Here is a 25,986-nt window from a genome sequence, read left to right as displayed (position 1 = left end):
TGACGATATGATCAGATGAGCCAAAGATCAGGCTGCCGGTGGTGAAACGCGCATCAGGAGCGAGCATAGGTTGGCAACCTTATCGCGCATGCGCCGGCGATCTACAATCATGTCTATAGCACCGTGTTCCAGTAGGAATTCGGCACGTTGAAACCCCTCCGGCAGAGTTTGCCGCACTGTCTGCTCGATAACGCGCGGCCCTGCGAATCCAATCAATGCCCCGGGCTCGGCGATTACCACGTCACCGATGAAGGCAAAACTGGCCGATACCCCACCCATGGTGGGGTCTGTCAATACCGAGATAAAAGGTAGCCGCTCCTGGCTCAGTTGGGTAAGCACCGCAGTTGTTTTAGCCATCTGCATCAATGACAGCAAGCCTTCCTGCATGCGCGCGCCGCCACTGGCGGCGAAACATACAAAAGCCACGTGTTGCTCAACGCATGTTTGCACCGCGCGCACGAAGCGCTCACCTACCGCTGAGCCCATCGAGCCACCCATGAAGCCGAATTCGAATGCCGCTGCAACCAGGGGTACGGTTTTGACGCTCCCCTGCATGACCACGAGAGCGTCATTTTCATCCGTATCTCTTTTCGCTTCCGACAACCTGTCGATATAGCGCTTGTTATCCTTGAATTTAAGCGGGTCAAGGGATTGCACTTCCCCGCCGATCTCATGACGACCTTCGGCGTCCAGGAATAAATCAAGGCGCACGCGGGCAGAAATGCGATTGTGATGATTGCACTTGGGGCAGACGTTTAGATTGTTACCCAGATCAGAGTAATAAAGCACTGCTTCGCAAGATGCGCACTTGCTCCACAGTCCCTCGGGCACGGCCTTTTTTTCGCCGCTTTCCTTGCGTTTGATTTTTGGGGGAAGAAGTTTCTGGAACCAGCTCATAGATTGGTTTAAACGATGGACAACGAGTGTTCAGGACTGGCTTCGTCGATGGCGGTACGGAGATTTTTTACCAAGCTGTATACGTTCGTTAATAAATTCTCTCTGGTTGAATTTTCTATTTCTTCAATAATGCGGCTACCTATCACGACTGCATCGGCGAGCCCTGCCACGGCTTTGGCAGTCGCACCATCGCGTATGCCGAAACCGACGCCAATGGGAATGGAGATACAGGTACGCAACTGAACCAGTTTGTTGGCGACGTCGGGGAGGTCGAGACTTAACGCACCGGTTACGCCTTTTAGCGAAACATAATATATATATCCCCGCGCCAGTTCCGCTACCCGTTCGACGCGCCTTTGCGGAGTAGTAGGCGAAAGCAGAAAAATCGCGTCTATTTGCTGGCAATCAAGATTTCTTACCCAATCCCGGGACTCTTCCGGTGGATAGTCCACTACCAGCACTCCATCTATTCCGCATTTTTTTGCTCGCGCCGCGAATTTTTCATAGCCCATCGATTCTATCGGATTGGCATAACCCATCAGCACAACCGGCGTGTATGTGTCGGTTTTCCTGAATTCCTCCACCATTGTCATTACGTCCTTCAGACCTACACCATGCTTGAGCGCGCGTTCCGAAGATCGCTGTATGGTCGGTCCGTCAGCCATGGGATCCGAAAACGGGACCCCCAGCTCAATGATGTCGGCGCCTGCCTTAACCAGCTCATGCATCAGCGGAACCATCATCGCGGGCTCCGGGTCGCCGGCAGTGATGAAAGGAATCAGTGCTTTTCTTTTTTTCTGGAGCAGGTTGCCGAATACGGTAGCGATACGAGACATGTATGATGATTTCAGAAGGTTATATTGGATGCCTGTGCCACAGTGGTCATATCTTTATCCCCACGTCCTGAGAGGTTCACCAGCAGCAGCTTATCCTTGCCAAGCGAGGGGGCGAGCTGGGCGGCATAAGCCAGCGCATGGCTGGATTCCAGAGCCGGTATGATACCTTCGTAATGGCACAGTGAATGGAACGCCTCCAGTGCCTGGTCGTCGGTAATGGCGATATATTCAGCACGATTGCTGTCCTTGAGCCAGGCGTGTTCGGGGCCGACGCCAGGATAATCCAGCCCGGCTGAAATAGAGTGGGTCTCGACAATCTGACCGTTCTCATCCTGGATCAGATAGGTGCGATTTCCGTGCAATACGCCGGATCTTCCCATCGTCAGGGAGGCGGCATGCTGCCCACTCTCAATTCCGCGTCCCGCCGCTTCCACGCCTACCATCCTTACATTACTTTCTATATAAGGATAAAAAAGGCCAATAGCATTTGACCCACCGCCCACACAGGCAATCAATGCATCCGGTTGCCGCCCATATTCCTCCTGCATCTGCACGATTGCTTCCCGTCCGATAATCGCCTGGAAGTCGCGCACCATCATCGGATAGGGATGGGGTCCCGCTACTGTGCCAATAATATAGAACGTATCTTCGACGTTGGTTACCCAGTCGCGCATAGCTTCATTCAAGGCGTCTTTCAGTGTTCGCGAACCTGATTCAACCGGAATGACCGTTGCTCCCAGGAGCTTCATCCGATAAACGTTGGCGGCCTGGCGTTCTACGTCGACGGAGCCCATGTAAACGACACATTCCATGCCATAGCGCGCGGCGACTGTAGCGCTGGCTACGCCGTGCTGGCCCGCGCCGGTCTCGGCGATCACACGCGATTTCCCCATGCGCCTGGCCAGGAGTGCCTGCCCGATAGCATTGTTGATCTTGTGCGCCCCGGTATGATTGAGGTCTTCACGCTTCAGCAGAATCTGCGCACCCCCCAAATGTGCCGACCATCTTCTGGCGTGATAGATGGGGCTGGGACGTCCGACATAGTGCTTTAACTCGTAAGCAAATTCCGCCTGAAAATCGGCGTCACTGCGATAGTGCTCGTACTGAACGCGTAAATCTTCCAGTGCTGCAATAAGTGTTTCCGCGACAAAAATACCGCCATATGGACCAAAGTGCCCATGGCGATCGGGAAGATCATAAACTTTCACTGGTTTGAACTCCTCGCATGAAAGCGGCAATTTTTTCCACGTCCTTGATACCTTTGGCGCTTTCCACGCCGCTTGATACATCTACCGCCCAAGGCTGTGCCTGCTGGATCGCACTGGTAATATTGCCCGGGTGCAGTCCTCCCGAAAGAATCAGGGGCAGCGGTAATTCTTTAGGAATCAGATTCCAGTCAAACGAGTGGCCTGTGCCGCCCGGCTCGCCTTCAACATAGGTATCCAGCAACAATCCGCTGGCCCCGGTATATCGGGTGGCGTATTGTAGCAAATCTACGCTCGCCCTGACTCGCATCGCCTTTATATAAGGCCGCAAAAATTGCCGGCAAAATCCGGGGTCTTCATTACCATGAAATTGAAGCAAATTGAGGCCAGCTACAGAAAACGTTTCTTCCACCCAATCCGGATCAGGATCGACATAGACACCGACCGCGGCAATGAATGGCGGTAGCGCGGCAATAATTTCCTGCGCTTTTGCCGGCGTCACATAACGCGCACTTTCCTTCCAGAATACAAGCCCGATGGCGTTTGCGCCCAAACGCACTGCTGCCAGCGCATCCTCCACACGCGTTATACCGCAAATTTTTACTCTGATAGACATACTTGCAATTTCTTCTTTCCCTTTTCCTTAATTTTGTTCGCCCACCTTTGGCTTATCCGCGATCGAGACGGCTAGCGGGGCCTGCTCGTCCTCGGCAATACCGCGGCAAGCGGTGGCTCGACAAAAGAGGGTAACTTCCATTTGGAATCATAAGTGATACCCGCCAAATATAATCCGGCAGCGGAAAAAGTCGGCGCCGCATCACTACGCTTACCGCTATCAAGCAGTTCGCCTATCCATTCAGGTGGATATTTGCGTTTTCCCACATATATCAGGCAACCGATGATATTGCGCACCATGTGATGCAAAAACGCATTGGCGCGCAGTTCGAACGCGATGGTGTCTCCCAGCCGGATAATTTCCAGCTTCGTCAGATTGCGTACGGGAGATTTTGCCTGGCACTCGGCAGCCCTGAAAGCGCTGAAATCGTGCTCTCCCAGCAGCATCTGTGCGGCAGCCTGCATGGGTTCAATGTCGAGAGCCTGATGAAACCAGCCAATATTGCCCTGGTAAAGCCCCGGGCGCGCAGGATGATTCAATAGCAAATAGAGGTAGCAGCGCTCGATGGCGCAGTAGCGTGCATGGAAATCATCCGCAATCTCGGATGCCCATAGTATCGCAATGCTATCCGGTAGCAACGCATTAGCTCCTCGAACCCAGGCTCCCATGGGCCGCTGTGCCTGAGTATCGAAATGCACTACCTGATACGCGGCGTGAACGCCGGCGTCAGTTCGCCCAGCGGTTACTACTCGAACATTCTTGCAGGCAATTCTGGATAACGCAGCCTCCACCGCATCCTGCACCGAGCCACCTGACCGTTGGCTTTGCCAGCCACAAAAACTACTGCCATCGTACTCCAGCACCAATGCAATTCTCACAGCACCGACGCCTGCACGCCTATCTTTATCGTAGCGCCCACATACCCCTTGAGCAGAGATTCATTAAGCAAATGTTGCGCAAGAAACAGAAGAATTCAACATATGATAAAAAGCGCCGTCCGATGTCATCCAGTTTGCTTATGCGATATCCTGAAACCACGGCTGGAGATTTGCCAACAGCAATCTTGGCTCTCCCGCTGCCGAGCATCCCCTTCTCGCATCACTTCCTGAAGAACCTGAATTGCAAAATCCTTGTCACCGCATGATCCCGCCCATGTTGTTGCTGATGTACATGCTCTCATTCCCGCTTTCTTCACCTTTTGAAAGCTTTAAAATCTGACGAGGAAGCGCTTGAACTGGAGTGGCATCTACCTCAACAGCGGATTCAATCCTCCCACTGACCGGTTGCTTCAGTACCTCGGTCGCCCCTTCTATATCCGCAAACCTCCGCCGGTACCAATCCGCCAACTGTGCTTTCACTTCCCGATTGGCTTCCGCTGGGGTTATCGCACCGACTTCATCATTATCCGGTATTCTTAAAATAGGCCCTGTCTTAAGCTGATTCATATTATTGCCGAAGAAAGCATCGCGATTTGCGCGATGCAACGCGACAAGCATCTGATTCAAGCTCGCCCCAGCGGGAAGAACGATATTTTTCGCTATCCTGACTAAAGTATCGCCGTGTTTTACCGGACCATAGGCAGTATGAGTCTTGCTGGCGGAATCGGGCTCATTCTGTATTGGCAACTTCTCATCCTGTTTGACTGACGCATCTGATTTACCAATCACCGATTCAACGGGCAGATGCGTATCATTTTCGGATGAGCTGGGCAGCACGGTATATTCGCGCAACAATCGTCCCGATGACCAATTCAGCTCAACCAGCATATTAAGAAACGGTTCGGCAATCGGTTGCAGGGAAATAATTTTGACGTAAGGCTGCCCATCGGAACGGGTTTCAATACTCGTTTTAAATGTCGATAGGACAGATGAATAATCGATGTTGGCCTGGCGAAACGTTTCTTGTGAGGCAAGACGCACCATCAAAGAAGATTTCTGTTCTTTTTTTACCGAAACCAGTTCAATTTCTGCTTTAAAGGGGTGTCCCTGAGCCGAACTGACGGTCAGCCTGCCCAAGCCAACTGCATATCCCGCCACCGGCAACAAAATTGTAAATAAAAACAAACATGCTTTAGAAGTAAACTTCCGCACAGCCGTACACTCTCAAGGAGGACATATGGATTAATCTCACAGGGGCCGGCATTAACATTTGGCTGAAATTTTGTCTATTGCTGGTCTACTACTAACCCTCCCGCCAAGTTATACCCGAACCTCGTTTATAGGTAAGAAAACAAGTATTGCTGCGAAACGTATAAGCAACAACCCGCCGAGCGAATACGGCGAACCAGGATTGTTGAGATGACGTTCTATCGGAAAAACAGGGAAACCGTTTAAAGATGGAATTGATACAAACCCCATTTTGCACGACTCACATAAATCCAATTTTTCTGTGTGATGCAGTGATGCAGAAATCGGCTCCGCCGACTTCAGGCTTCAACCAAAATTCTCAACATTCTACGCAAAGGTTCCGCCGCTCCCCACAACAATTGATCTCCCACAGTGAATGCTGAAAGATATTCCCCTCCCATCGCGAGCTTGCGCAGCCTCCCCACTGGAATCGTCAGCCTTCCGGTAACCGCAGCCGGTGTCAACTCTTGCAACGTGCTCTCGCGCTCGTTCGGAATAACCCGTACCCAACTGTTGGATGCAGCAAGAATATCCTCTATCTCATCCAGTGGAACGTCCTTCCTGAGCTTGATGGTCAGTGCCTGGCTATGACATCTCATTGCACCGACGCGAACACAAATACCATCGACAGGTATCACCTGATCATTCCGGCCCAGGATCTTGTTCGTCTCGGACTGGCCTTTCCATTCTTCTCTGGTTTGTCCGTTGCCCAGATCCTTATCTATCCAGGGAATGAGGCTGCCTGCCAGCGGCACACCGAAATTCGCGGTTGGAAAATTTCCATTGCGCAACGTACCCGCAACCTCCCGGTCAATGTCAAGTATGCCCGCAGCCGGGTCATCCAGCAAATTTTTCGCCACACGATGCGCTTCACCCATCTGCAGCAATAATTCCCGCATGTTCTGGGCGCCCGCACCAGACGCAGCCTGATAAGTCATCGCGCTCATCCATTCCACCAGGTCTTCTTCGAACAATGCGCCCACAGCCATCAGCATCAAGCTAACGGTGCAATTGCCACCGATGTAATTTTTGACATCGTCGTGCAACGCTTGTTCGATAACCGGCAGATTGACGGGGTCGAGTATGATGATTGCGTCGTCTACCATGCGCAATGTGGAGGCCGCATCGATCCAATAACCCTGCCAGCCCGCTTCACGCAGTTTTGGGAAGATCGCGCTGGTGTAATCTCCGCCCTGGCAGGAAACAAGTATGTCCATCGACTTAAGCTGGTCTATATCATGCGCATCCTCGAGCAACGGCGTTTCCTGGCCGATATCCGGACCTCTGCCGCCTTTCTGGGAGGTGGAAAAGAAAGTCGGCTCCACCAATGCAAAATCATTTTCTTCCCGCATTCGCTGCACAAGCACCGACCCTACCATGCCCCGCCACCCAATAAACCCAACTCGTTTCATCGATCGCCTCTCTCCAGGAAACTAAACCTGGTCTTTTTCAACCATTTACCTATATGTTTGCCAGGACCGCATCGCCCATTGCCGCTGTACCAACCTTTTTCGTTCCCGTCTCGTAGATATCTTCAGTACGATACCCTTGAGCCAGGACTTTCTTTACCGCATTCTCGATGCGGGAGGCTTCAGCTTCCTTGTCGAACGTATAGCGCAACATCATCGCCACTGACAATATCGTCGCCAGGGGATTAGCTACGTCTTTGCCGGCAATGTCGGGAGCGGAACCATGTATTGGCTCATAAAGGCCCTTGTTTCGGTCGTCCAGCGAGGCCGATGGCAGCATGCCGATCGAACCGGTCAGCATGGAAGCTTCATCCGACAGGATATCGCCGAACATGTTGCCCGTCACCATCACATCGAACTGCCGAGGATTGCGCACCAACTGCATAGCGGCATTATCCACCAGCATGTGCGAGAGTTCCACATCCGGATAATCTTTCGCTGTCTCGATCACCACATCACGCCACAGTTGAGTGCATTCGAGCACATTCATCTTGTCCACCGAGCAAAGCCTGCGATTACGCTTACGCGCCGCCTGGAAAGCCACCCGGGCAATTCTGCGAATCTCGGTTTCGCTGTAGATCATGGTATTGTAACCAACACGTTGGCCGTCGCGACATTCAATGCCCCGCGGCTCGCCAAAATAGATGTCCCCCGTCAGTTCACGCACGATGAGAATATCCAGGCCAGCCACCACTTCGGGTTTTAGCGTCGAAGCATTGGCAAGCTCAGGATAAAGTACCGCCGGCCGCAGATTGGCAAACAGATTCAGCGCTTTTCGAATGCTGAGCAAACCCCGTTCCGGCCGCAGGTGACGCGGCAGCGTGTCAAATCGTGGACCCCCTACGGCGCCCAGGATAACGGCATCCGCACCGGCCACAAGATTGCGCGTCGCTTCCGGAAATGGCTCACCAACCGCTTCTACGGCACAACCACCCAGCAAGCCCGGCTCCAGCTCAAACTTTAACCCGTCGCTTCTTAATGCTTCCAGCACTCGCACAGCCTGGGCGACAATTTCCGGGCCGATACCGTCTCCGGCCAGGATTGCAATTTTCATAAAATCCTTGGTTTTAAACCGGAAGAAAAATCATGTAAACAACCAGGGCTGCGCAGCCCGATGCTTCTCTTCAAAGGCCTTGATCTTATCCATATGTTGCAAAGTCAGGCCAATTTCATCCAGGCCGTTCAATAAAGTATGTTTACGGAAGGGATCGATATCGAAAGAGAAAGACTTACCGCTGGGCGTCGTTACCGATTGATCCTGCAAGTCGACCAGCAACCGATAGCCCGCAGTGGCCTCCACCTCCGTGAATAACTGATCCACGTCAGCCACATCCAGCACAATGGGAAGCAGGCCGATCTTAAAACAGTTGTTGAAAAAAATATCAGCGAAACTGGGCGCGATGACTACCTGAAAGCCATAATCCTGAAGCGCCCAAGGCGCGTGTTCGCGGCTCGAACCACAGCCGAAATTTGAGCGCGCAAGCAGTATTTGCGCACCCTGGTAACGCGCCAGATTGAGTATGAAATCCGGGTTGGGCTTGCGCCGGGCGGCATCCATGCCCGGTTCGCCGTGATCCAGATAACGCCACTCGTCAAACAGGTTCTGCCCGAAACCAGACCGTTTGATGGATTTCAGAAATTGCTTGGGAATGATGGCGTCGGTATCGACATTAGCGCGATCAAGCGGCGCCACCAATCCGTCGCAGAAATCAAATTTTTTCACTAGCTGATTTAATCTAATACTTATTTTATTTTGCCTGTTTTTCCAACGCTTCCCCGCCGCTCTGAACATCCTTGCCCAGGCCTTGCATGGTATGACAGGCGGACAAACCAAAAACAGCGATCAAGGAAACCATTACCGTTAGCATTCTCATTACAAACCCCTTTTTATAGTAAAAAAACAGAACTCACTTTTGTTGCCTTCAAATTTTAATATATTTCCCGTACATCCACAAAATGTCCCGCTACCGCTGCCGCCGCGGCCATCCCCGGGCTTACGAGATGAGTGCGTCCCCCCGGCCCCTGCCTGCCTTCGAAGTTACGGTTGGAAGTAGAAGCACAGCGTTCCCCCGATTCCAGTCGGTCATCATTCATCGCCAGACACATAGAGCAGCCCGGCTCACGCCATTCAAATCCTGCCTCGCGAAATATCTTGTCGAGTCCCTCCTGCTCCGCCTGATGTTTGACCAGACCGGAACCCGGCACAACCATCGCAAGCTTGATGTTCGAGGCAATATGCCTGCCTTTGACTACTTTCGCGGCGATCCGCAAGTCTTCTATGCGCGCGTTAGTACAGGAACCGATGAAAATCTTGTCCGGGCGAATTTCACTGATCGGGGTGTTAGGAGCAAGCCCCATATACTTCAAAGCGCGCTCCATGTCATGGCGCTTCACGATATCGGTAATTTGCGACGGATCAGGCACCTTTCCGTCGATTGCCGCCACCATTTCGGGAGAGGTTCCCCAGGTTATCTGGGGTTTGATCTGTGCCGCATCCAGCGATATCGTCTTGTCGAAGCTTGCACCCTCGTCGCTTTTCAGCGTGCGCCAGTAAATTACCGCTTTGTCCCACAGATCACCTTTTGGTGCAAAAGGGCGTCCCCTGAGATAGTCGACAGTAGTATCGTCCACCCCTACCATGCCTGCCCGCGCGCCCGCCTCGATGGCCATGTTACAAAGCGTCATCCTTGCCTCCATGGAAAGCTCGCGTATGGCGCTGCCGGCGAATTCAATGGCATAGCCAGTGCCGCCCGCTGTACCGATCTCACCAATAAGGGCGAGTGCGATATCCTTGGCGGTGATGCCATGACCAAGGTGGCCCTCGATCGCTACCCGCATCGTTTTTGCTTTTTTCAAAAGCAGACACTGTGTCGCGAGCACATGCTCCACCTCCGAAGTGCCGATACCAAAAGCAAGACAGGCAAACGCACCATGCGTACTGGTATGCGAATCACCGCATACTACTGTCATGCCGGGCAACGTGGCGCCCTGCTCCGGGCCTATTACGTGAACAATACCCTGGCGCAGATCATTCATCCTGAATTCGGTGATGCCCAGTTCCTCGCAATTCTGGTCAAGGGTCTCTACCTGGAGACGCGATATCGGGTCGCTGATGCCGTAGTCACGCCGGGTGGTGGGCACGTTATGATCGGCTACAGCCAGGATCGAATCCAGCCGCCACGGCTTGCGTCCAGCCAGCTTCAACCCTTCGAATGCCTGCGGGCTGGTGACTTCGTGCACAAGGTGGCGGTCGATATAGAGCAGCGTCATGCCATCCGGTTTATTGGATTCCTCATGTACCACATGGCTTTGCCAGAGTTTGTCGTATAACGTATGCATTTCTCAGAATTCGAATTTAATCGAACCTCGATTCCGATGGAATTTGAAATTATCCCATAACGGGACCGCAAGAAACAGTGACATGAGCGTAGCACCTCGTTTTCCGTTACCGCTCAATGTCCATCTTCCACATCACCAATGTTAACCCAAGCAAAACAGCAACCGCGCTCACGGTAAATGTAAGGCCCGGCCCGAGCGATTCCCAGGCATAGCCGCTGAATATCCCGCCAATAGTGCCGCCGATACCGAATGTAAGGCTGGTGTAGAGCGCCTGTCCCTTGCCCTGATGACGCCCGCGAAAGAATCGGTGCACCAACATCATGGCCGTAGCGTGATGAGCACCGTAGGTCGCAGCGTGAAGTAGTTGCGCCAATAATATGATGACCGGCCAGTCCACTCCCCAACCGATCATCAAAAAACGCACTATCGCGCAGCTCAGGCTGAAAACCATGATCTGCTTGAGGCGGAAACGATGCATCAACTGGGGCATCAGGAAAAAAATGCCTATTTCACAAATTACGCCGATAGCCCATAGCCAACCGACCATGCTCTTGCTATAACCGTGCTCTACGAGATAAATAGAATAGAAAGTGTAATAGGGACCGTGGGCAAGCGCCATTAACAAACAGGCAGCGAAAAACGCCAGCACTTCCGGACGCTTGAATATTTGCCGAATGGACTGACTATCGGCAGCATGGACCACTATCTCGCCCTCTGGAATCTGGCGCGAAAAGATGACGATGCCCAGTTTGAATCCAAGCACAGCCCACAACAGCGAGGCAATATCGGTTGAATCAAGCAGATAGCCGACGCTTGTCACCGCGAAAATAAATCCTATTGAACCCCATACTCGAATACGCCCGTATTTTGCGGTGCTCTCACCAAGATAAGAAAGCGTGGTTGCCTCAATCAAAGGCAAAGATGCGCTCCAGAAGAAACTCATCAGGGCCATGGTTACGAATAGCCATAAAAACGATTGGCCAAAAAAAACCGCGCAATAACTTATCAATCCGATAATTGCGGCGGATCGTACAATCAGCAACCGCTTGCCGGTGTAATCGGCAAGCCACCCCCAGGCGGCCGGAGCAAAAATACGTGTCACATGCAACAGGGACATGAGCACGCCAATCTGAAAGGCCCCGAACGAAAGCGACTTCAGATAGAGGCTCCAGTAAGGAGCAAAAGCACCGATGAAAGCGAAATGGAAGAAATAAAAGCCGGAAAGGCGCCAGTAAGGGATCGGTTGCATCTGGCAGAGTTTAACAGCCTATAACGGGCAACATACTAAACGCCAGGACCCAGGTGATCTGGTAACTATGAGAATTTTTACCCATATATAATGGCTTCGAATTTATTAATGATGGAACTGAAGTAGCTGAAGATGAAGCATTTGGAGCTATATCAGGTTTTTATAGCAGCAGGGTATCTCCACCAGACACAGCGAGACAGTGAATAACCATTTAATAGCGCATTCAACTGCAGGGAAGGCTGATTCCACGGATAAATTGGGAATTGAGGTTACTTCAGAGATCGCCTCTGAGCTCGACCTTGACCGGTCGCATCCCACGAAATACGCGGTGTCGGTGCGTGCGTTGTGCGAATTTACTGCTAAACAAGGTGACCTCGACCTGCGCTTTTCCCCCGCACCTTCAGCGCAGGAGGGCATCGCCGGGCATGGGATAGTCACATCGCGACGACCACCGCATTATCAGACAGAAGTGAGCCTGTCCGGTGGATTCCGGCATCTACTCGTTCGAGGCCGGGCCGACGGTTTTGACCCGGCTCAGAACCAGCTTGAAGAAATCAAAACTTTCCGGGGTGACCTCAGCACCATGCCCGACAATCATCGGCAGTTGCACTGGGCACAGGTCAAAATTTACGGATGGCTGCTCTGCCAGAAGCTGGGCTTTTCAAGCATTCGCCTGGCGCTGGTGTACTTTGATATCATCAGCAGGAAAGAAACGCTGTTGAGTGAAACATACGATGCCGGTTCACTCAAGCAGTACTTCGAAGACAAATGCGGCTGCTTTCTCGGTTGGGCTGAGCAGGAACTGGCTCACCGCGCCTCACGTGACCGGGCGTTGACATCCCTGCGCTTTCCGCATTCATCCTTTCGACAGGGCCAGCGCCAATTGGCTGAGGCTGTGTACAAAGCAACCCTTCATGGCCGTTGCCTCATTGCCCAGGCGCCGACCGGCATAGGCAAGACAATCGGAACGATATTCCCCCTTCTGAAAGCCTGCCCGGAACAAAACCTGGACAAAGTTTTTTACCTGACCGCTAAAACGTCCGGCCGCCAACTTGCGCTCGATGCACTCACGCTCATAAAAAATAACGAGCAGGCGTTACCGCTGAGGACGCTCGAGCTCATCGCACGGGAGAAGGCATGCGAACATCCCGACAAGGCATGTCACGGGGAATCATGCCCGCTTGCCAGCGGGTTTTACGACCGCCTGCCACAAGCACGAAATGCCGCTTTGGCAACTGGCACTGAGGGCATGGCCGTGCTGGACAGGAGTGCGCTGCGTGCCATTGCCCGCGAGCACCAGGTTTGTCCTTATTATCTCAGCCAGGATCTGATCCGTTGGTGCGACGTGATCGTGGGCGACTATAATCACTACTTCGACCTGAGCGCCATGCTGTACGGCTTAGCGACTACCAACCAGTGGCGTATCACCGTATTGGTGGACGAAGCGCATAACCTGCTCGAGCGCGCCCGCAAGATGTATACGGCAGAGCTGGATCAGGCCAGCTTCAGAATCGCGCGGCGCTTCGCACCGTTAGCACTCAAGAAGGTCCTGGATAGGCTCAATCGCTGCTGGAATGAATTGCACAAGAATCAGGTACACGATTATCAGGTCCACGCTGCCTTGCCGGATAAATTCATAACCGCATTGGAGCAGGCCATTACCACGATCACGGATTATCTGGCTAAAAACCCAACAGGCATTGATGGGGAAGGAAAACTGCAAAGCTTCTACTTCGATGCGTTGCACTTCTCTCGGGTAAGTGAGCTATTTGACGGGCACTCGTTATTCGATATCACAAAGGATGTCACAAAGGTAGCGAGGATTACAGGGAATCGTGAAAAAAGCGTTTCAAGAAATACTCGGGCTAACGGACTGCTCTGTCTCAGGAACATCATCCCGGCGGTTTTTTTGGCACAGCGGTTTGCAGCCGCACAGTCCACCGCGTTATTCTCCGCCACGTTGACCCCACGGCATTTCTATAGCGACACACTGGGCTTGCCTGAAAACGCTGCGTGGATCGACGTGCAGTCGCCCTTCACCGCCGAGCAGCTCACGGTTCAGATCGTCAGCGACATTTCTACCCGCTATCAACATCGCGACGATTCCGTTTCGCCTATCGTTGATTTGATATCCAGGCAATACAAGACAAAACCCGGCAACTATCTGGCATTCTTCAGCAGCTTCGAGTATTTGCAAAAGATAGCTCTCTCATTAAAAACAAGGTATCCTGACATCCCCGTCTGGGAGCAAACGCGCAGGATGGAAGAAGCTGAACAGGATCAATTTCTCGCACGTTTCACCCTTACGGGGCAAGGTATAGGATTTGCCGTACTGGGCGGGTCTTTTGCCGAAGGCATCGATCTCCCCGGCAAGCGCCTCACAGGTGCCTTTATCGCTACACTGGGCCTACCGCAGGTCAATCCGGTCAACGAGCAGATAAAGCAGCGCATGAGTGCAATCTTTGGCGCCGGCCAAGATTATACTTACCTCTTTCCAGGTATACAGAAGGTGGTGCAAGCTGCGGGACGTGTGATTCGCACCCACCTGGATCAAGGCGTCATTTACCTTATTGACGACAGGTTTACACGGCCTGATATTCTTCGTCTATTACCGGATTGGTGGAAAGTCGAGCAATATAAAACAACAAGAGGCAAGATAAACTTGCCTCTTTGACTCCAACTCAAAGGATCAAGCCGCGCGACCTATCCGGCCGCATGCGGCTTTGCCTCTTATTTATGCGTATAGTCACCATCGGTCTCGTTTTTTACGTGATCAGTGCCGCTCGGCGCCACAGGTATTATTCTTTCGTTGTTTTTATGGGCTGACGTGGTGTAATCCTTGGTGGATTTTGTGTCCGCGTAGCTTGTGTCAGTGTATGATTTTGTTCCGTAGTAGGAGTTAATTGTATTCTGCCAGCTCGGATCCGCCATATCGGGCCAGTTGTCTTTATCGAATCCGGGAGCGGAGTCTAGGCGTTTCTTATCCACGTTGAGTATGAAGCGCTTGTTCTCCGTATCCAGCTTCAGCGCACTCCAGGGCACAGCAAAAAGCTTGTCGCCCATACCCAGAAACCCGCCAAAAGACAATACCGCGTAAGCGATTTTGCCATTGTTCATATCCAGCATGATTTCCTTGATGTCGCCGAGGTCCTCGTCTTTCTGATTGTAAACATCTTCTCCAATGAGCGTATCTGCACCCATCAAGCGGGGTCCGGGACCCTCGTTTCCGCTATAGCTTTTGTCATAGCTTTTGTACATGCCGTAGGTATCACGATCTTCATAACTCATGGTTATCTCCTGAAAAGTGGTTTAATTTCAAGGTTCCGGTTTCATTTTGCTTCTTACTGAGAACTTCCCTGATTTCATCCCTGGCCGCTTCGGTTAGCTTCAAAAGCGACTCAGACGGGTACAGGATGCTTGAACTCCTAAAACAGGTCAGTGCGGTAACGTACAAAGACAATCTTTTCTGGCACATCCATAAATATTCATCAGCTGCGATCAGTGCTTCCGCCAGCGATTGCCCCTCTATGTCTGGCAGCGCACAGAATGCATACGGGTGTTTATAGAAAATGCACAGCAGAGTTAACAAGAACCGATGAGAATTCGTATGGGCAGCAAATTTTTATGAAAAATTCGCGAACGCTATCCTTCATAAACAAACGATAAGGGAATAGCACATCGGTTTTTTTGTTGTAGCGGTTTTCAAACCATGCCGATAATGACTTCAAAAAGACGAGATAGCCCATGCCCGGAACTTTCAACCAATACAGAAGACACACCAGGTTGTCGTTCTCGCTTACGCCTCCCGGGCGGTATAACGCGGTGCAAAATCAGACCTTGAGGATTGCCGGAATGCTTACCATAAATGAACCCATCCAGTCCCTGCCTGACTTTAGAGCATTTATTTTAACGGCGTTCTATGCGTTTAGTTCGCACTACCCCAGGTTCCCTGGCATTTCTCCGTGTATCCCGTTTACTGATGTTGGAGCGGGCACATGATCACGCCTGAGCGCTGGAATCGAATCTCGACCCCCACCTCCATGCCCAGTCCGGCTCCGGTAATAGCAGGTGACGTGCTTCTGGGCCTTACACGTATGCCTAAGAGCCTGCCGCCCAAGTTGCTCTACGATGCCGAGGGCTCAGCCCTATTCGAAAAAATTACCTGTTTGCCTGAGTATTACCCCACGCGAACGGAAGCCTCGATACTGATGACCCATGCGGACGAGATATGCGGCCGGCTCGGCCCGGACGTCTCCGTCAGCGAACTCGGCGCAGGGACGGCGACCAAGACGCGTATTTTGTTGCGTTCACTGTTACGACAGCAATGCAGCGTGAATTACTTTCCGCTCGATGTATCCGACGCGGCTCTGCAGTTGGCCAAAGATGAAGTGGAAAGAGAAATGGGCGCAGTGAATGTGCATCCCCAAATTGGAGATTTTGAAGACCTCGGGTTTCTTAAACTACAGCCCTCGCCGCGTCTGGTCTTGTATATCGGCTCGAGTATCGGCAATCTGGAACATGGCGAAGCCATTGCGCTGCTCCGAAATGTAGCACAGCACTTATCACGCGGGGATCAGCTATTGCTTGGGGTAGATCTCGTCAAGGACGCGAATGTCATGCACGCGGCGTATAATGACAGCGCTGGGATAACTGCTTCGTTCAACAAGAATCTTCTCGTGAGAATCAACCGCGAACTTGGCGGTCAATTCGAACCGGATTCTTTTAGCCATGTATCTTTTTGGAACCACAAGGCGTCCCGCATGGAATTGCATCTGGAAAGCATGCGCCCCCAATCAGTCAGAGTCGACGCGCTGGATACCACGTTGCAGTTCTACCAAGGTGAGCGCATCCACACGGAAAACAGCTACAAATATACGGTTGAGCGCCTGGAAGACCTGCTCCAGCGCGGCGGCTTCGAGGTGGAACATACCTGGACGGACCCCCATTGCTGGTTCGCGGTGAGCCTGGGCATGATAATATAAGCGTCGTTTTTTTGGCTGGTTCCTGCTAGCGCTGTAATAGCGCTCCCACCATAGCGACCCGCGCCCGGCAAAATCAGCGTAATAGACCACCGATGAACTTCATGATGACATCCAGTAAAAGCTGGGCAGCGAAATGGTGCGCCCAATCAAGGCAAGGCCAGCGTTAACCATGACCATGAGAGAAATCGATGTTTGAGTGGGTAACCAGTCCGGAATCCTGGGTAGCATTGTTGACTTTAACGGCGCTGGAAATTGTGTTAGGCATCGATAACATTATTTTCATTTCGATTCTTGTCGGTCGTCTTCCTGAAGCTCAGCGTAATTTCGCAAGAAGAATGGGGCTCGGCCTGGCCATGCTTACCCGCCTTGGTTTACTGTTCTCCATTACATGGGTAATGGGTTTGACCGAACCGTGGTTTACCGTATTCGGCAATTCAGTGTCCGGCCGGGATGTAGTGCTGATCGGGGGCGGGATGTTCCTGCTGTTCAAAGCAACCCATGAAATTCATAACAGCCTCGAGGGTGCGGGGGATAATGCCAAAAATATCGCCGTTACCAGTATGGGCATGGTACTGATACAGATTGCTATCCTGGACATCGTATTTTCGCTGGACTCAGTCATAACCGCTGTCGGGCTGGTGGAACATATCACGTTGATGGCCATTGCCATCATTATGGCAGTGCTGGTAATGTTGATGGCGGCGAAGCCCATCGGTGATTTTGTGGAGGATCACCCAACCATCAAGATTCTTGCTCTTTCGTTCCTGATACTCGTAGGAATGACGCTCATCGTCGAAGGTTTCGATGTCCATATCCCTAAGGGCTATATTTATTTTGCGATGGCATTTTCGGTCGGCGTGGAATTTCTTAACCTTCGAATGCGTAAAAAAACTGCGGAGACGGTCAAATTGCATAGGCAGATAAATAACATCGAGTGATTGCCCAGGCTGGTATGTAAGTGCCCACGTATCGTCTGGTCCTTATATTTTGAGTGTTTCCGTTACGCCATCCGTTGATGTAATAATTGACCTGGTCCGAATTATGTTGAATCCAGCTAATCATTCCCTTCAGCGCGCCCCGTTCAAGCTCGCTGCTTGACTGCATATTAAACCCCTTCCGGTGATGCTCGATTGGCAGAACGATCAACCGTTTTCTTCCCGCTTCGGCGACGTCTATTTCTCAAGAAATTCCGGTATGGCGGAAAAACGCCATGTTTTCCTGGAAGGCAACGGCCTGGCTGAGCGTCTTGCATCATTGTCAAGCGGAGATGGATTTGCCGTCGGCGAGATGGGGTTCGGCACGGGATTGAGCTTTTTATGTACATGGAAGCTATTTGATGAAGCTGTCCCATTCCCCTCCAGATGTAGCCTGGATTTTTTTAGCGTCGAAAAATATCCACTTACGGAACCGGAGCTGAGCGCCGCGCTGGCGCAATGGCCAGCGTTGCAAGACTATGCCAAAGAACTCATCAAACGCTGGAAGCGCCGCGTACCTGGCTGGAACCGATGGAGCTTCGGCGAAGGCCGGTTACGCCTCACGCTGGTAGTAGACGATGTGGCCAAGGCACTGCCTGAAATTTGCGGCGGTATCGATGCATGGTTTCTGGATGGCTTTTCACCTGCCTGTAATCCCGAAATGTGGACTCAGCGGGTGTTCGAAGGTATCGTGCAGGCCTCCCGGCCGGGCGCGACGTTTGCCACCTATACCTGCGCCGGTCATGTACGGCGCGGTTTGGAGCAAGCCGGGTTCCAGGTAAGCAAATCGCGCGGTTTCGGGCTAAAACGTGAAATGCTGCAGGGCCGCCTTCCTGGGTCACCCCCTGCTCGATCCATTCCGGCAACAGCCGTCGTCATCGGCGGAGGTATGGCCGGTTGTGCCGCTGCTTCAGCGCTGGCGATGCGCGGTGTCTCCGTCAAGCTGATCGAGCGATCGCCTGCGCTGGCCACAGGGGCATCGGGCAACCCCAGCGGCATACTGCACACCCGTCTGGCCGCAGGCATGAGTTCACTGCAACGCTTTGTTCTGGCATCCTATGGACACGCTCTTGCCCTGCTCGATGAAAAGCTGCCCATAGATGGCATCGTCCGGGCCGAATGCGGAGAGCTGCAACTGGCATTTTCAGCGGAAGAAGCGAAACGTATCGACAAACTTGCGGCACTCGATTGGCCGCCACATGTATTGCGGCGCGTAGATGCGGCTGAAGCTTCCATGCTGGCAGGCATTGAACTGGCATATGGGGGCTTGTGGTTTCCAGCCGGAGGCTGGCTGGTTCCGCCGCGGATGTGCGCGGCATTGGCGTCAAGTCCAGCCATTGCGCAGTTTACCTGCCATCGTGTCGAATCATTGACAGCAGTGGATGCTGGCTGGCGTGTCGAGGGGAAAAACCAGCGTGAACAGGCCTGGAGCTATGAGGCTCAGCTAGTGGTCGTTTGCACTGGATATGAGGTAAAATCGTTCGTCCCGTTGGCAAGCTTGCCGCTGACGCCGGTACGGGGACAAATCACTGCGTTGTCCGCAACATCCCATAGCCGTAATCTGCGAACCATCGTTTGCACCAGCGGCTATCTTCTCCCCTCAATTGGCGGCGTACATATGATGGGTGCGACGCATAGCTTTAATGATGAAGCAGTTGATTTGCGCATAGCGGACCATGCTAAAAATTTATCTCGATTGGCAGAAATATCCGCAGTATTAGGCAGATCGATGAATATGGATTCGTTGGATATTGCGCAGCTGGACGGCCGTGCATCGGTAAGAGCATCTCTCCCCGGCGCAATGCCGCTGGTGGGAAAACTATTGCCTGGGCTATATACCAGCCTGGGCCATGGGACGCGCGGCTTGATAAGCGCGGGACTTTCCGCCGAATTGATCGCGTCGGCGTCATGTGAACAATTGCTACCCCTGCCATTGGCTGTGGTTAATGCGCTTGCTCCTGTCGGGAAGCGTGCGGGAGAGACTTCAAGTTATATAGACAGCCCAACGATCGGGATACGCTCATCCGAACCTGAATAATCTATCTTGGGCTTGCGTCATGCGATAGCGTGAGGTGTACTTTGGTCCAATGGGCAACGCATCTTAAAACCCGTAGAATAAGCATATCTCTCCCGCACAGCTTCACTTGCTCGGCACTTGGACAGTTCGTCTGCCTTATACAGAAACCAGGACCTGATCCTGGTCATTCCGCCCGATCTGCGGCGGGAGAGCAGTTTTAACCCTGCTTACAGAGGAGCCTTATGAAAGCTAAACCCAAGCGTGAATCGCTGCAAGCCGCAAAATCCCTTCAGGCAGCGCAACCGCTTATACCGATCAGTTACTGGACGAGTGCCGCCATCGGCATCACGGCCTATGTATTTGAAGAATCCGAAGTGACCATACGTCAGTCCGGCCTGGTGCCCGAATGGGTGAGTTATCCGGCAGAAAGCGCGGGCAATGGAATTGCTGTACCGGCACATCATGTTTTTCCCAGTTATCTGAAGCTACTGAGGCTGGAAAGCGGACGTTTACGCCTCATAATCGATGTCCGTGCCGTGCTGAGAGAAGATATGAACTTCCAGTGCTTTCTTGGAGGCCTGATAGCAGATACCAACCTTACTTTAGTCAAGAAAGAGTCTGCATGAGTCGGGTACGACCATAAACCCATACTCATCCGCGCTAATTCAGGCAATTGAGAGAAAAAAAAGGTCAGGCGTTTTGCCTGACCTTTTTGATATGACGACCCGACAGATTTGAACCTGCGATCCCTGATTTATAGCCGGCAGGCGTCCCCTGCCTTTCAATTATCTATATTGACTCAACAACCACTAGCTAAAGCTAAAGCTGTAATTGTTGAGTTGTTCATTCTTTCAACGTCATCCTGATTCTCGCCTGCGCGTCCGCCTTATTAAGGGCCGAAATCTGCCGCCCGAACGCATCGCGGGTTTTTCTGTCTGCCTGGGCGCTCTTGATGCTGCGCTCGCAGCGCCATCGCTTGCCCGTCTTCGTAACGACCAATCGCATTTCGCTGCGGTCATGGGGAATGTGGCAGTGGTAGCAATAAATGGATGTAGGCATGGTTAAATATGAAGGTTATTGAAGTGTCGCGCTGAGGCTGACCCGCCGCTAGCTCAAAAAAATCAGGGATTAGGCAAATTGCCTCACCCCTTGTTATGGCTTTTAAGGTTCAAACCCAAGAACGCCTTGGTTCGCACCCAACTTGGCTCGTATATAATGATATTATATATCAATAACTTATATAATAGCAAGTATGCTATGGATTTTCCGATGATACATGTATAAGCCATTGATATTTAAATATTCCCATTCAGCGAATAGTACAGCAAAAATCGTATACCCAAAAGTTTTGAAAAACGCCTGTAGTGGCTAAAGCTGATCAAATAAATAAAAAGGTAACATGCAAACGCACCACCCGTATGGTTGGCCGATTTCATAGTTCGGGAGCGGCCACTAGCACTCGGAAAACCGTAAGCTGCTGGCAACGTACTGTTTATTGAACACGTGAACGGGATTGCTCGTGCCCTGCATGGGCACATTCACGGGCTACGCAAACGGGGCAGCGGTTCGCAAAGTTGAGGCGACTCAGATTAGGGGTTAAAGCTAAAGCGGGGGTTCAAGGAATCGCCAAACCTGAAAGCACATTTCCGCGAGGCAATCCTCAAGAGCGTACCCCATGAGTAGGGAACGTGGTCGCGCACGGAGCGCGAGTTTTAACGTTTCCGGTCTTTGTCTTTGTGTTCGGCCTGCGCTGCTGACGGGCTCTTTTAATCAAAGCCTTGTCATCGCGTCCAGTGACGACGAGCGAGCGATCCCGAACATTGTCCCTGATCTGTTCCAACAAGTCGCCCGTCATTGTAGCAGGCATGAACCCATAGGCCGGGTTGCCGCCGAGCACGGGATGGGTATCTGTCCGGCCCAGATGAAGCGGTTGATTTCGGTGGCGATGATCCATGAAGATTGCTCATCAAGCTTCAAACATTCCAATCAGTGCAGATCACCGACACTAACTTAATTAAATCAGTGTTAACGCTATACCTTGTAGAATAATATGACTTACGTCCTTTGATTGAAATTTCCCAAGGCGTGTGATAAACGCTGTTCAAACGTACAGCCCCGAGGGAATTTTTAGCTCTGATTTCTGGTTTAGATGAAAGGCGTGGAAAACAGGACTGAAAGGGGCACAAACAAATGAAAGAAACAAAAACAATTCAAAAATTAGCTTTCAGCTTCGAGAATATTAGCATTGGAATTCACGCTGTTTACTGTATCCAGGGAACATGCCAATGAGTCAATCTGATCTGCACTTTCAAGTGGATTCCCGCTTGGCCACGTTACTCAGCCAAGAGTATTCGTCATCCGAAAGAGCTCTGAAAGAACTGATCGATAATGCTTGGGATGCCGACGCCGAGCAAGTCTCGGTGACATTACCAAAGCCATTGAGCGATGCGCCCATCATCATCTCGGATGATGGTTGCGGCATGACCGAAGAAGAATTGCGTCGCCACTACCTTTTTATCGCGAGGGATCCTCGTTCACGTCGTGGCGACCGAACCGTTGGCAAGAATCGTTTGATCAAGGGGCGCAAAGGTATCGGGAAGTTCGCGGGCTTGATGGCGGCATCAGTGATGACGTTGGAAACGCGAGCACGAGGTCGCCTTTGTGGCTTTACCTTGCGTCTGGAGGATCTTACACAGACTGATGATATCGAACATTTGAACATCGCCTTTCGGAGCGAATCGTGTTACGTACAATTACATGACACCACCATCACGCTGACGCACCTCCATCAGGGAATGGCATTTCCTGATGCCAACAAACTGCGTCAGGTATTACTCCAAGACTATGGCCGCCAAGACGACTTCCAGATCATGGTGGATGGCAAGCGCCTTGACGTGGACGATGTATCGGGTAGTTTTTCCGAAGTTGAACAGGAGTTGCCGAAGGTAGGGAAAGTTAAGTTGCGATTTGCCATCAGTGACGGCAATGCCGGCTTGCGGCAGCCCGGGATCATCCTGCGTGTGGATGGCAAGTCCGTTGGCAAGCCCGGTTTCTTTGGTCTTGATAAGCGTGACGACTTTCCAGTGAGGTTGCTGCGCAAACTCTACGGAGAAGTGAACGCCGATGGGCTGCGCGACCACATTACTGCTGGATGGGATGCACCGGTTGAGAACAGCGAGCTTTTAATGGCAGTAGAGGCATATGTACAACCCATTCTCCAGCAAGCTTTCGAACAACAATACCGGCGCGACATGCAGTTGGCCCAGGCGCGGCTACAGAAGGCGATTCAGACTCGCTTGGCGGAATTACCGGAACACAAAAGACAATTTGCCGACCGTGCAATCAGAAAGGTACTCGACAAATACTACGGGGAACCAGACAGCAAGGTTGAGCCTATCGTCTTTGTATTGCTGGAGGCACTGGAGCGTTCCGACTATCGCCTGCTGCTGGAGCACATTGCAGATTCGCGGCCACGCGATGTCGCGGCAATTGCGGAAGGGTTGAATGACTTTGGGCTCGCAGAAATGGCGTATCTGGTCGAACAGGCTAGCGCACGCTCGATGTTCTTGGATCAGCTTGAGCAACTGGCTTCGAATACTGGGACTTCCGAAGCAATCATGCACAAAGCATTGGAACGCAACTTATGGGTATTTGGTCCGGAATTTTCGCTTTTTAGCACCAACATCACTTTGAAACGACAGATAGAGGAATATCTTCAAAAGAAATATGTAGGCAATAAAGCTGATCAGCGGCCCGATTTACTACTTAACCAGAATCTGAGCGGCGAGTATTTACTGATCGAGCTCAAACGACCAAGCCATTCTCTGAATCATGACGACTATACTCAAGCCATTGCCTATCGGCATGATCTTGGAAAACATATTAGCGCTACGATACGAGTGCTTTTGATCGGGGGTCGTCGTTCGCCAGACTTTCCGCAGGTCAATCGCGAACCCGATGTCAATGTTGCGGTGTTTGACCAACTAATTGCAACCGCTCGAAAGCAGTTGCAATGGCTGTTACGCGATAAGACTGGAATTGCACCGACGTAGTCGCCCCTGAAATACCTTCCGGACCCGCATAAATGTTGACGTTTTGGGTATTCAGAAGGCGGGGGATTTGCCAGAATTAAGGCTGTTATTCCCTGATTTCTGGGTGAATTCTGATGAAGGCGAAGAAGCAAGAACGCAGCGGTTGTGATGATCTTTTCCGGATGCAGCTGGAGCAGATACTGGATCACAACACGTGCTGTACCGGCTGGATGGGAAGATTGACTGAGCAGCGGTGGAAGAGCGGTTTGGTGCCCTTTATTCATGCGGCGAATCGTATTTGTGAAACTGATTCACGCAAAGCCAAGCATTCGTTGTGTTGAAAAGAAAAACCGCCTAGTGTGAGAACACATAAGCGGTTGATTTTAATACTTAAAACTGGCGCGCCCGGCAGGATTCGAACCCACGACCCCTTGGTTCGTAGCCAAGTACTCTATCCAACTGAGCTACGGGCGCTGAAGCTGGTCATTTGCGCGGAAAATTGGCCGTTCGCGAAGCCGTATTTTCCGCGCATGAATTAATTATTATACCAGACGGGCATACCACCAGGTCAAAGCAATTTTCTTGCTATTTCCGAGCACGACGAACGCCGATCGGTCCCAAGCGAGCCCTTGAAACGCTCCAGCCGATAACAAATACGCCAGTATCTTCTTTAACGGTATGTTTAGCCTGGATCACGCTCGTGCTAAAGTATCGGAACAAGGATGCTGCCTGACCCCAAGGTTTTTGAACCGGCACGAATAAAAGGATATCTTTATGCAATTCATCATCTCTGGAAGTCACGGAACCGACGACCCGACAATGGCAACCCTGCCTTTCATGGCCGCAAAAGTTGCACAGGAGCAAGGGCATGACGTAATTCTATTTCTATGGAATGAGGCCGTGACGCTTGCACGTCCTGGGATCGGTGACCATATAACGGGTGTAAATTTGCCGCCATTAAAAGATACCTTTATAGCTATACAAACGGCAGGCATTCCCATCTGGGTGTGCGGCGCTTGCGCCGTTGCGCGAAAGATCGGCGCGCCCGATCTTGTATCAGGCGCGCTAATCAAAACCATGGGAGACTATATCAAGGCCGTGGCCGAGCGTGATAAGTGCGTCGCTTTCTGATGTTCTTTCTGATGTTGTATGCCAAACGGCAACGCAACTCATCCTAACAGAACTAAGATTCAGGAATGAGCACCGCCGCACCGGTTAGTTTCCCTTCACGCAGCCTCGTTAATGCTGTATTCGCCTGGCTAAGCGGCATGGATTCCGTAGTTACCCTGATTGGCACTTCGGGTGCCAGCGCCAGAAATTCTTCGGCATCTCGACGGGTAAGATTGGCGACCGAGACCAGACGCTTTTCATGCCACAGAATATCGTAGGGAAAACTGGGGATGTCGCTCATATGGATACCCCCACATACGACAAGTCCACCCGGACGAACCGCTCGCAATGCGGCAGGCACCAACGCGCCTACAGGTGCAAAAATGATAGCCGCATCGAGTTCCTCGGGCGGGACCATGCCCGAATCACCTGTCCATGCGGCACCCATCCTCCCGGCGAAATCCTGGGCCCCGGTATCCCCGGGACGCGTGAATGCAAACAATTTCCGTCGCTGATGAGCCAGAATCTGGGCCACGATATGGGCAGCGGCGCCAAATCCATAAATTGCGACCCGTTCCGCATCTTCAGTCATCTTGAGCGCGCGGTAGCCGATCAACCCGGCACATAACAGAGGCGCCGCCTCGACGTCGCTATATGTAGCCGGTATGCGAAAACAATAACGCGCATCGGCGACAGTGTACTCGGCGTACCCGCCATCGATCTGATAACCCGTGAACTTGGCGGTAGTACATAAATTTTCCTGCCCGCTGCGGCAGTACCGGCAATGGCCGCAGGTCCATCCAAGCCAGGGAATGCCGATCCGCTCACCAATGGAAAAATTACGGACATTTGCTCCGTAGGCCACCACTCGACCGATAATTTCATGACCAGGAATAATAGGTAATTTTGGATCGGGCAATTCGCCGTCAACCACATGCAAATCGGTACGGCAAACAGCGCAGGCTGCAATCTTGACAAGAAGCTCATCAGGGCCTGGTTGTGGACGAAGCAAGCAGCGCATTTGAACCGCTTGACCTGGCCCTTCCAGAACCATTGCATGCATGGAATCGTTTAGCGCAGACATGTCAATATCAACGATCAACTATCGATTGATGAACCCCCGTCGAACCGTCCC

General features: G+C 51.9%; 23 protein-coding genes and 1 tRNA gene. 7 read left to right on the top strand and 17 right to left on the bottom strand.

The genetic code is table 11. The features are described 5' to 3' along the window. Positions 1 to 27: 27 nt before the first annotated feature. The 12 genes from accD to BLS94_RS00700 all read right to left on the bottom strand — a co-directional run bounded on the left by accD (position 28) and on the right by BLS94_RS00700 (position 11,737). Positions 28 to 897 carry an acetyl-CoA carboxylase, carboxyltransferase subunit beta gene (gene accD / locus BLS94_RS00760; protein ID WP_072766146.1) on the bottom strand — a complete coding sequence of 290 codons (870 nt, stop codon included), beginning with the start codon at positions 895 to 897 and terminating at the stop codon, positions 28 to 30. 8 nt (positions 898 to 905) lie between these two features. Next, a complete protein-coding gene (gene trpA, locus BLS94_RS00755) occupies positions 906 to 1,733 on the bottom strand; it encodes a tryptophan synthase subunit alpha (protein ID WP_090957342.1) in 828 nt (275 codons plus the stop codon). 11 nt (positions 1,734 to 1,744) lie between these two features. Then, complete coding sequence (gene trpB / locus BLS94_RS00750; RefSeq protein ID WP_072766148.1) at positions 1,745 to 2,941, bottom strand: tryptophan synthase subunit beta; 1,197 nt, start codon at positions 2,939 to 2,941, stop codon at positions 1,745 to 1,747. Beyond that, the gene (locus tag BLS94_RS00745) at positions 2,928 to 3,554 is read right to left on the bottom strand and encodes a phosphoribosylanthranilate isomerase (RefSeq protein WP_090957341.1); all 627 of its coding nucleotides are present in this window, start codon (positions 3,552 to 3,554) and stop codon (positions 2,928 to 2,930) included. The genes trpB and BLS94_RS00745 overlap by 14 nt, the downstream gene beginning before the upstream one ends. A gap of 71 nt (positions 3,555 to 3,625) precedes the next feature. Next, positions 3,626 to 4,432, bottom strand: a complete 807-nt coding sequence (gene truA / locus BLS94_RS00740) for a tRNA pseudouridine(38-40) synthase TruA (RefSeq protein WP_090957340.1) — start codon at positions 4,430 to 4,432, stop codon at positions 3,626 to 3,628. Positions 4,433 to 4,687: 255 nt separating this feature from the next. Further along, a complete protein-coding gene (locus tag BLS94_RS00730) occupies positions 4,688 to 5,617 on the bottom strand; it encodes a type IV pilus assembly protein FimV (protein WP_090957338.1) in 930 nt (309 codons plus the stop codon). A 362-nt stretch (positions 5,618 to 5,979) separates the two neighbouring features. Beyond that, positions 5,980 to 7,092 (bottom strand): aspartate-semialdehyde dehydrogenase, encoded by a 1,113-nt coding sequence (asd, locus tag BLS94_RS00725; RefSeq protein ID WP_072766152.1) that lies wholly within the window; start codon positions 7,090 to 7,092, stop codon positions 5,980 to 5,982. A gap of 49 nt (positions 7,093 to 7,141) precedes the next feature. After that, the gene (leuB, locus tag BLS94_RS00720; protein WP_072766153.1) at positions 7,142 to 8,203 is read right to left on the bottom strand and encodes a 3-isopropylmalate dehydrogenase; all 1,062 of its coding nucleotides are present in this window, start codon (positions 8,201 to 8,203) and stop codon (positions 7,142 to 7,144) included. A 30-nt stretch (positions 8,204 to 8,233) separates the two neighbouring features. Next, positions 8,234 to 8,872 (bottom strand): 3-isopropylmalate dehydratase small subunit, encoded by a 639-nt coding sequence (leuD, locus tag BLS94_RS00715; RefSeq protein WP_256325224.1) that lies wholly within the window; start codon positions 8,870 to 8,872, stop codon positions 8,234 to 8,236. A gap of 25 nt (positions 8,873 to 8,897) precedes the next feature. Continuing rightward, complete coding sequence (locus tag BLS94_RS00710) at positions 8,898 to 9,023, bottom strand: entericidin A/B family lipoprotein (RefSeq protein ID WP_072766155.1); 126 nt, start codon at positions 9,021 to 9,023, stop codon at positions 8,898 to 8,900. 55 nt (positions 9,024 to 9,078) lie between these two features. After that, complete coding sequence (leuC, locus tag BLS94_RS00705) at positions 9,079 to 10,488, bottom strand: 3-isopropylmalate dehydratase large subunit (protein WP_090957336.1); 1,410 nt, start codon at positions 10,486 to 10,488, stop codon at positions 9,079 to 9,081. A 106-nt stretch (positions 10,489 to 10,594) separates the two neighbouring features. Further along, entirely contained in the window at positions 10,595 to 11,737 is a 1,143-nt protein-coding gene (locus tag BLS94_RS00700) for an MFS transporter (RefSeq protein WP_090957335.1), read from the bottom strand. 199 nt (positions 11,738 to 11,936) lie between these two features. On the opposite strand from BLS94_RS00700, the gene BLS94_RS00695 reads away from it, so the two are divergent. Beyond that, complete coding sequence (locus BLS94_RS00695; protein WP_256325223.1) at positions 11,937 to 14,411, top strand: ATP-dependent DNA helicase; 2,475 nt, start codon at positions 11,937 to 11,939, stop codon at positions 14,409 to 14,411. 56 nt (positions 14,412 to 14,467) lie between these two features. Here BLS94_RS00695 and BLS94_RS00690 read toward each other — a convergent pair whose 3' ends face one another. Next, complete coding sequence (locus BLS94_RS00690) at positions 14,468 to 15,025, bottom strand: PRC-barrel domain-containing protein (protein ID WP_072766158.1); 558 nt, start codon at positions 15,023 to 15,025, stop codon at positions 14,468 to 14,470. Between the two features lie 707 nt (positions 15,026 to 15,732). Between BLS94_RS00690 and egtD the strand changes: the two genes are divergently transcribed. The 4 genes from egtD to BLS94_RS00665 all read left to right on the top strand — a co-directional run bounded on the left by egtD (position 15,733) and on the right by BLS94_RS00665 (position 20,336). After that, the gene (gene egtD, locus BLS94_RS00680) at positions 15,733 to 16,719 is read left to right on the top strand and encodes an L-histidine N(alpha)-methyltransferase (protein ID WP_218124712.1); all 987 of its coding nucleotides are present in this window, start codon (positions 15,733 to 15,735) and stop codon (positions 16,717 to 16,719) included. Positions 16,720 to 16,907: 188 nt separating this feature from the next. Further along, complete coding sequence (locus tag BLS94_RS00675) at positions 16,908 to 17,657, top strand: TerC family protein (protein WP_090957333.1); 750 nt, start codon at positions 16,908 to 16,910, stop codon at positions 17,655 to 17,657. Between the two features lie 184 nt (positions 17,658 to 17,841). Continuing rightward, complete coding sequence (gene mnmC / locus BLS94_RS00670; RefSeq protein WP_090957332.1) at positions 17,842 to 19,731, top strand: bifunctional tRNA (5-methylaminomethyl-2-thiouridine)(34)-methyltransferase MnmC2/FAD-dependent 5-carboxymethylaminomethyl-2-thiouridine(34) oxidoreductase MnmC1; 1,890 nt, start codon at positions 17,842 to 17,844, stop codon at positions 19,729 to 19,731. A gap of 221 nt (positions 19,732 to 19,952) precedes the next feature. After that, positions 19,953 to 20,336 carry a hypothetical protein gene (locus BLS94_RS00665; RefSeq protein ID WP_072766162.1) on the top strand — a complete coding sequence of 128 codons (384 nt, stop codon included), beginning with the start codon at positions 19,953 to 19,955 and terminating at the stop codon, positions 20,334 to 20,336. Positions 20,337 to 20,553: 217 nt separating this feature from the next. Here BLS94_RS00665 and BLS94_RS14435 read toward each other — a convergent pair whose 3' ends face one another. Further along, positions 20,554 to 20,769, bottom strand: coding sequence for a hypothetical protein (locus BLS94_RS14435; protein WP_025041609.1), 216 nt, complete (start codon positions 20,767 to 20,769; stop codon positions 20,554 to 20,556). Positions 20,770 to 21,370: 601 nt separating this feature from the next. Continuing rightward, positions 21,371 to 21,664: a hypothetical protein gene (locus BLS94_RS00660; RefSeq protein WP_090957331.1), complete on the bottom strand. Its 294-nt coding sequence runs from the start codon at positions 21,662 to 21,664 to the stop codon at positions 21,371 to 21,373. 331 nt (positions 21,665 to 21,995) lie between these two features. Between BLS94_RS00660 and BLS94_RS00655 the strand changes: the two genes are divergently transcribed. Beyond that, complete coding sequence (locus BLS94_RS00655) at positions 21,996 to 23,762, top strand: ATP-binding protein (protein ID WP_090957330.1); 1,767 nt, start codon at positions 21,996 to 21,998, stop codon at positions 23,760 to 23,762. A gap of 376 nt (positions 23,763 to 24,138) precedes the next feature. Here the strand turns inward: BLS94_RS00655 and BLS94_RS00645 are convergent. After that, positions 24,139 to 24,215 (bottom strand) — tRNA-Arg (locus BLS94_RS00645). 300 nt (positions 24,216 to 24,515) lie between these two features. Between BLS94_RS00645 and BLS94_RS00640 the strand changes: the two genes are divergently transcribed. Next, positions 24,516 to 24,872, top strand: a complete 357-nt coding sequence (locus tag BLS94_RS00640; RefSeq protein ID WP_090957328.1) for a DsrE family protein — start codon at positions 24,516 to 24,518, stop codon at positions 24,870 to 24,872. Between the two features lie 52 nt (positions 24,873 to 24,924). Here BLS94_RS00640 and BLS94_RS00635 read toward each other — a convergent pair whose 3' ends face one another. Next, positions 24,925 to 25,935 carry a zinc-dependent alcohol dehydrogenase family protein gene (locus BLS94_RS00635; protein ID WP_090957327.1) on the bottom strand — a complete coding sequence of 337 codons (1,011 nt, stop codon included), beginning with the start codon at positions 25,933 to 25,935 and terminating at the stop codon, positions 24,925 to 24,927. Between the last annotated feature and the right edge of the window lie 51 nt (positions 25,936 to 25,986).

Source organism: Nitrosospira sp. Nsp18 (assembly GCF_900103145.1).
Classification (GTDB): Bacteria; Pseudomonadota; Gammaproteobacteria; order Burkholderiales; family Nitrosomonadaceae; genus Nitrosospira.
The sequence above is the reverse complement of the archived record's forward strand: the minus strand, read 5'-3'. Positions and strand labels throughout refer to the sequence as shown.

Coding starts and splice junctions, on each gene's coding strand:
- asd (WP_072766152.1), bottom strand. CDS start 7,092: ATGAAACGAGTTGGGTTTATTGGGTGGCGGGGCATGGTAGGGTCGGTG.
- BLS94_RS14435 (WP_025041609.1), bottom strand. CDS start 20,769: ATGCCTACATCCATTTATTGCTACCACTGCCACATTCCCCATGACCGC.
- BLS94_RS00640 (WP_090957328.1), top strand. CDS start 24,516: ATGCAATTCATCATCTCTGGAAGTCACGGAACCGACGACCCGACAATG.
- accD (WP_072766146.1), bottom strand. CDS start 897: ATGAGCTGGTTCCAGAAACTTCTTCCCCCAAAAATCAAACGCAAGGAA.
- BLS94_RS00710 (WP_072766155.1), bottom strand. CDS start 9,023: ATGAGAATGCTAACGGTAATGGTTTCCTTGATCGCTGTTTTTGGTTTG.
- BLS94_RS00690 (WP_072766158.1), bottom strand. CDS start 15,025: ATGAGTTATGAAGATCGTGATACCTACGGCATGTACAAAAGCTATGAC.
- BLS94_RS00665 (WP_072766162.1), top strand. CDS start 19,953: ATGAAAGCTAAACCCAAGCGTGAATCGCTGCAAGCCGCAAAATCCCTT.
- BLS94_RS00675 (WP_090957333.1), top strand. CDS start 16,908: ATGTTTGAGTGGGTAACCAGTCCGGAATCCTGGGTAGCATTGTTGACT.
- leuC (WP_090957336.1), bottom strand. CDS start 10,488: ATGCATACGTTATACGACAAACTCTGGCAAAGCCATGTGGTACATGAG.
- BLS94_RS00745 (WP_090957341.1), bottom strand. CDS start 3,554: ATGTCTATCAGAGTAAAAATTTGCGGTATAACGCGTGTGGAGGATGCG.
- egtD (WP_218124712.1), top strand. CDS start 15,733: ATGATCACGCCTGAGCGCTGGAATCGAATCTCGACCCCCACCTCCATG.
- BLS94_RS00635 (WP_090957327.1), bottom strand. CDS start 25,935: ATGTCTGCGCTAAACGATTCCATGCATGCAATGGTTCTGGAAGGGCCA.
- leuB (WP_072766153.1), bottom strand. CDS start 8,203: ATGAAAATTGCAATCCTGGCCGGAGACGGTATCGGCCCGGAAATTGTC.
- mnmC (WP_090957332.1), top strand. CDS start 17,842: ATGCTCGATTGGCAGAACGATCAACCGTTTTCTTCCCGCTTCGGCGAC.
- trpA (WP_090957342.1), bottom strand. CDS start 1,733: ATGTCTCGTATCGCTACCGTATTCGGCAACCTGCTCCAGAAAAAAAGA.
- BLS94_RS00700 (WP_090957335.1), bottom strand. CDS start 11,737: ATGCAACCGATCCCTTACTGGCGCCTTTCCGGCTTTTATTTCTTCCAT.
- BLS94_RS00655 (WP_090957330.1), top strand. CDS start 21,996: ATGAGTCAATCTGATCTGCACTTTCAAGTGGATTCCCGCTTGGCCACG.
- BLS94_RS00660 (WP_090957331.1), bottom strand. CDS start 21,664: ATGGATCATCGCCACCGAAATCAACCGCTTCATCTGGGCCGGACAGAT.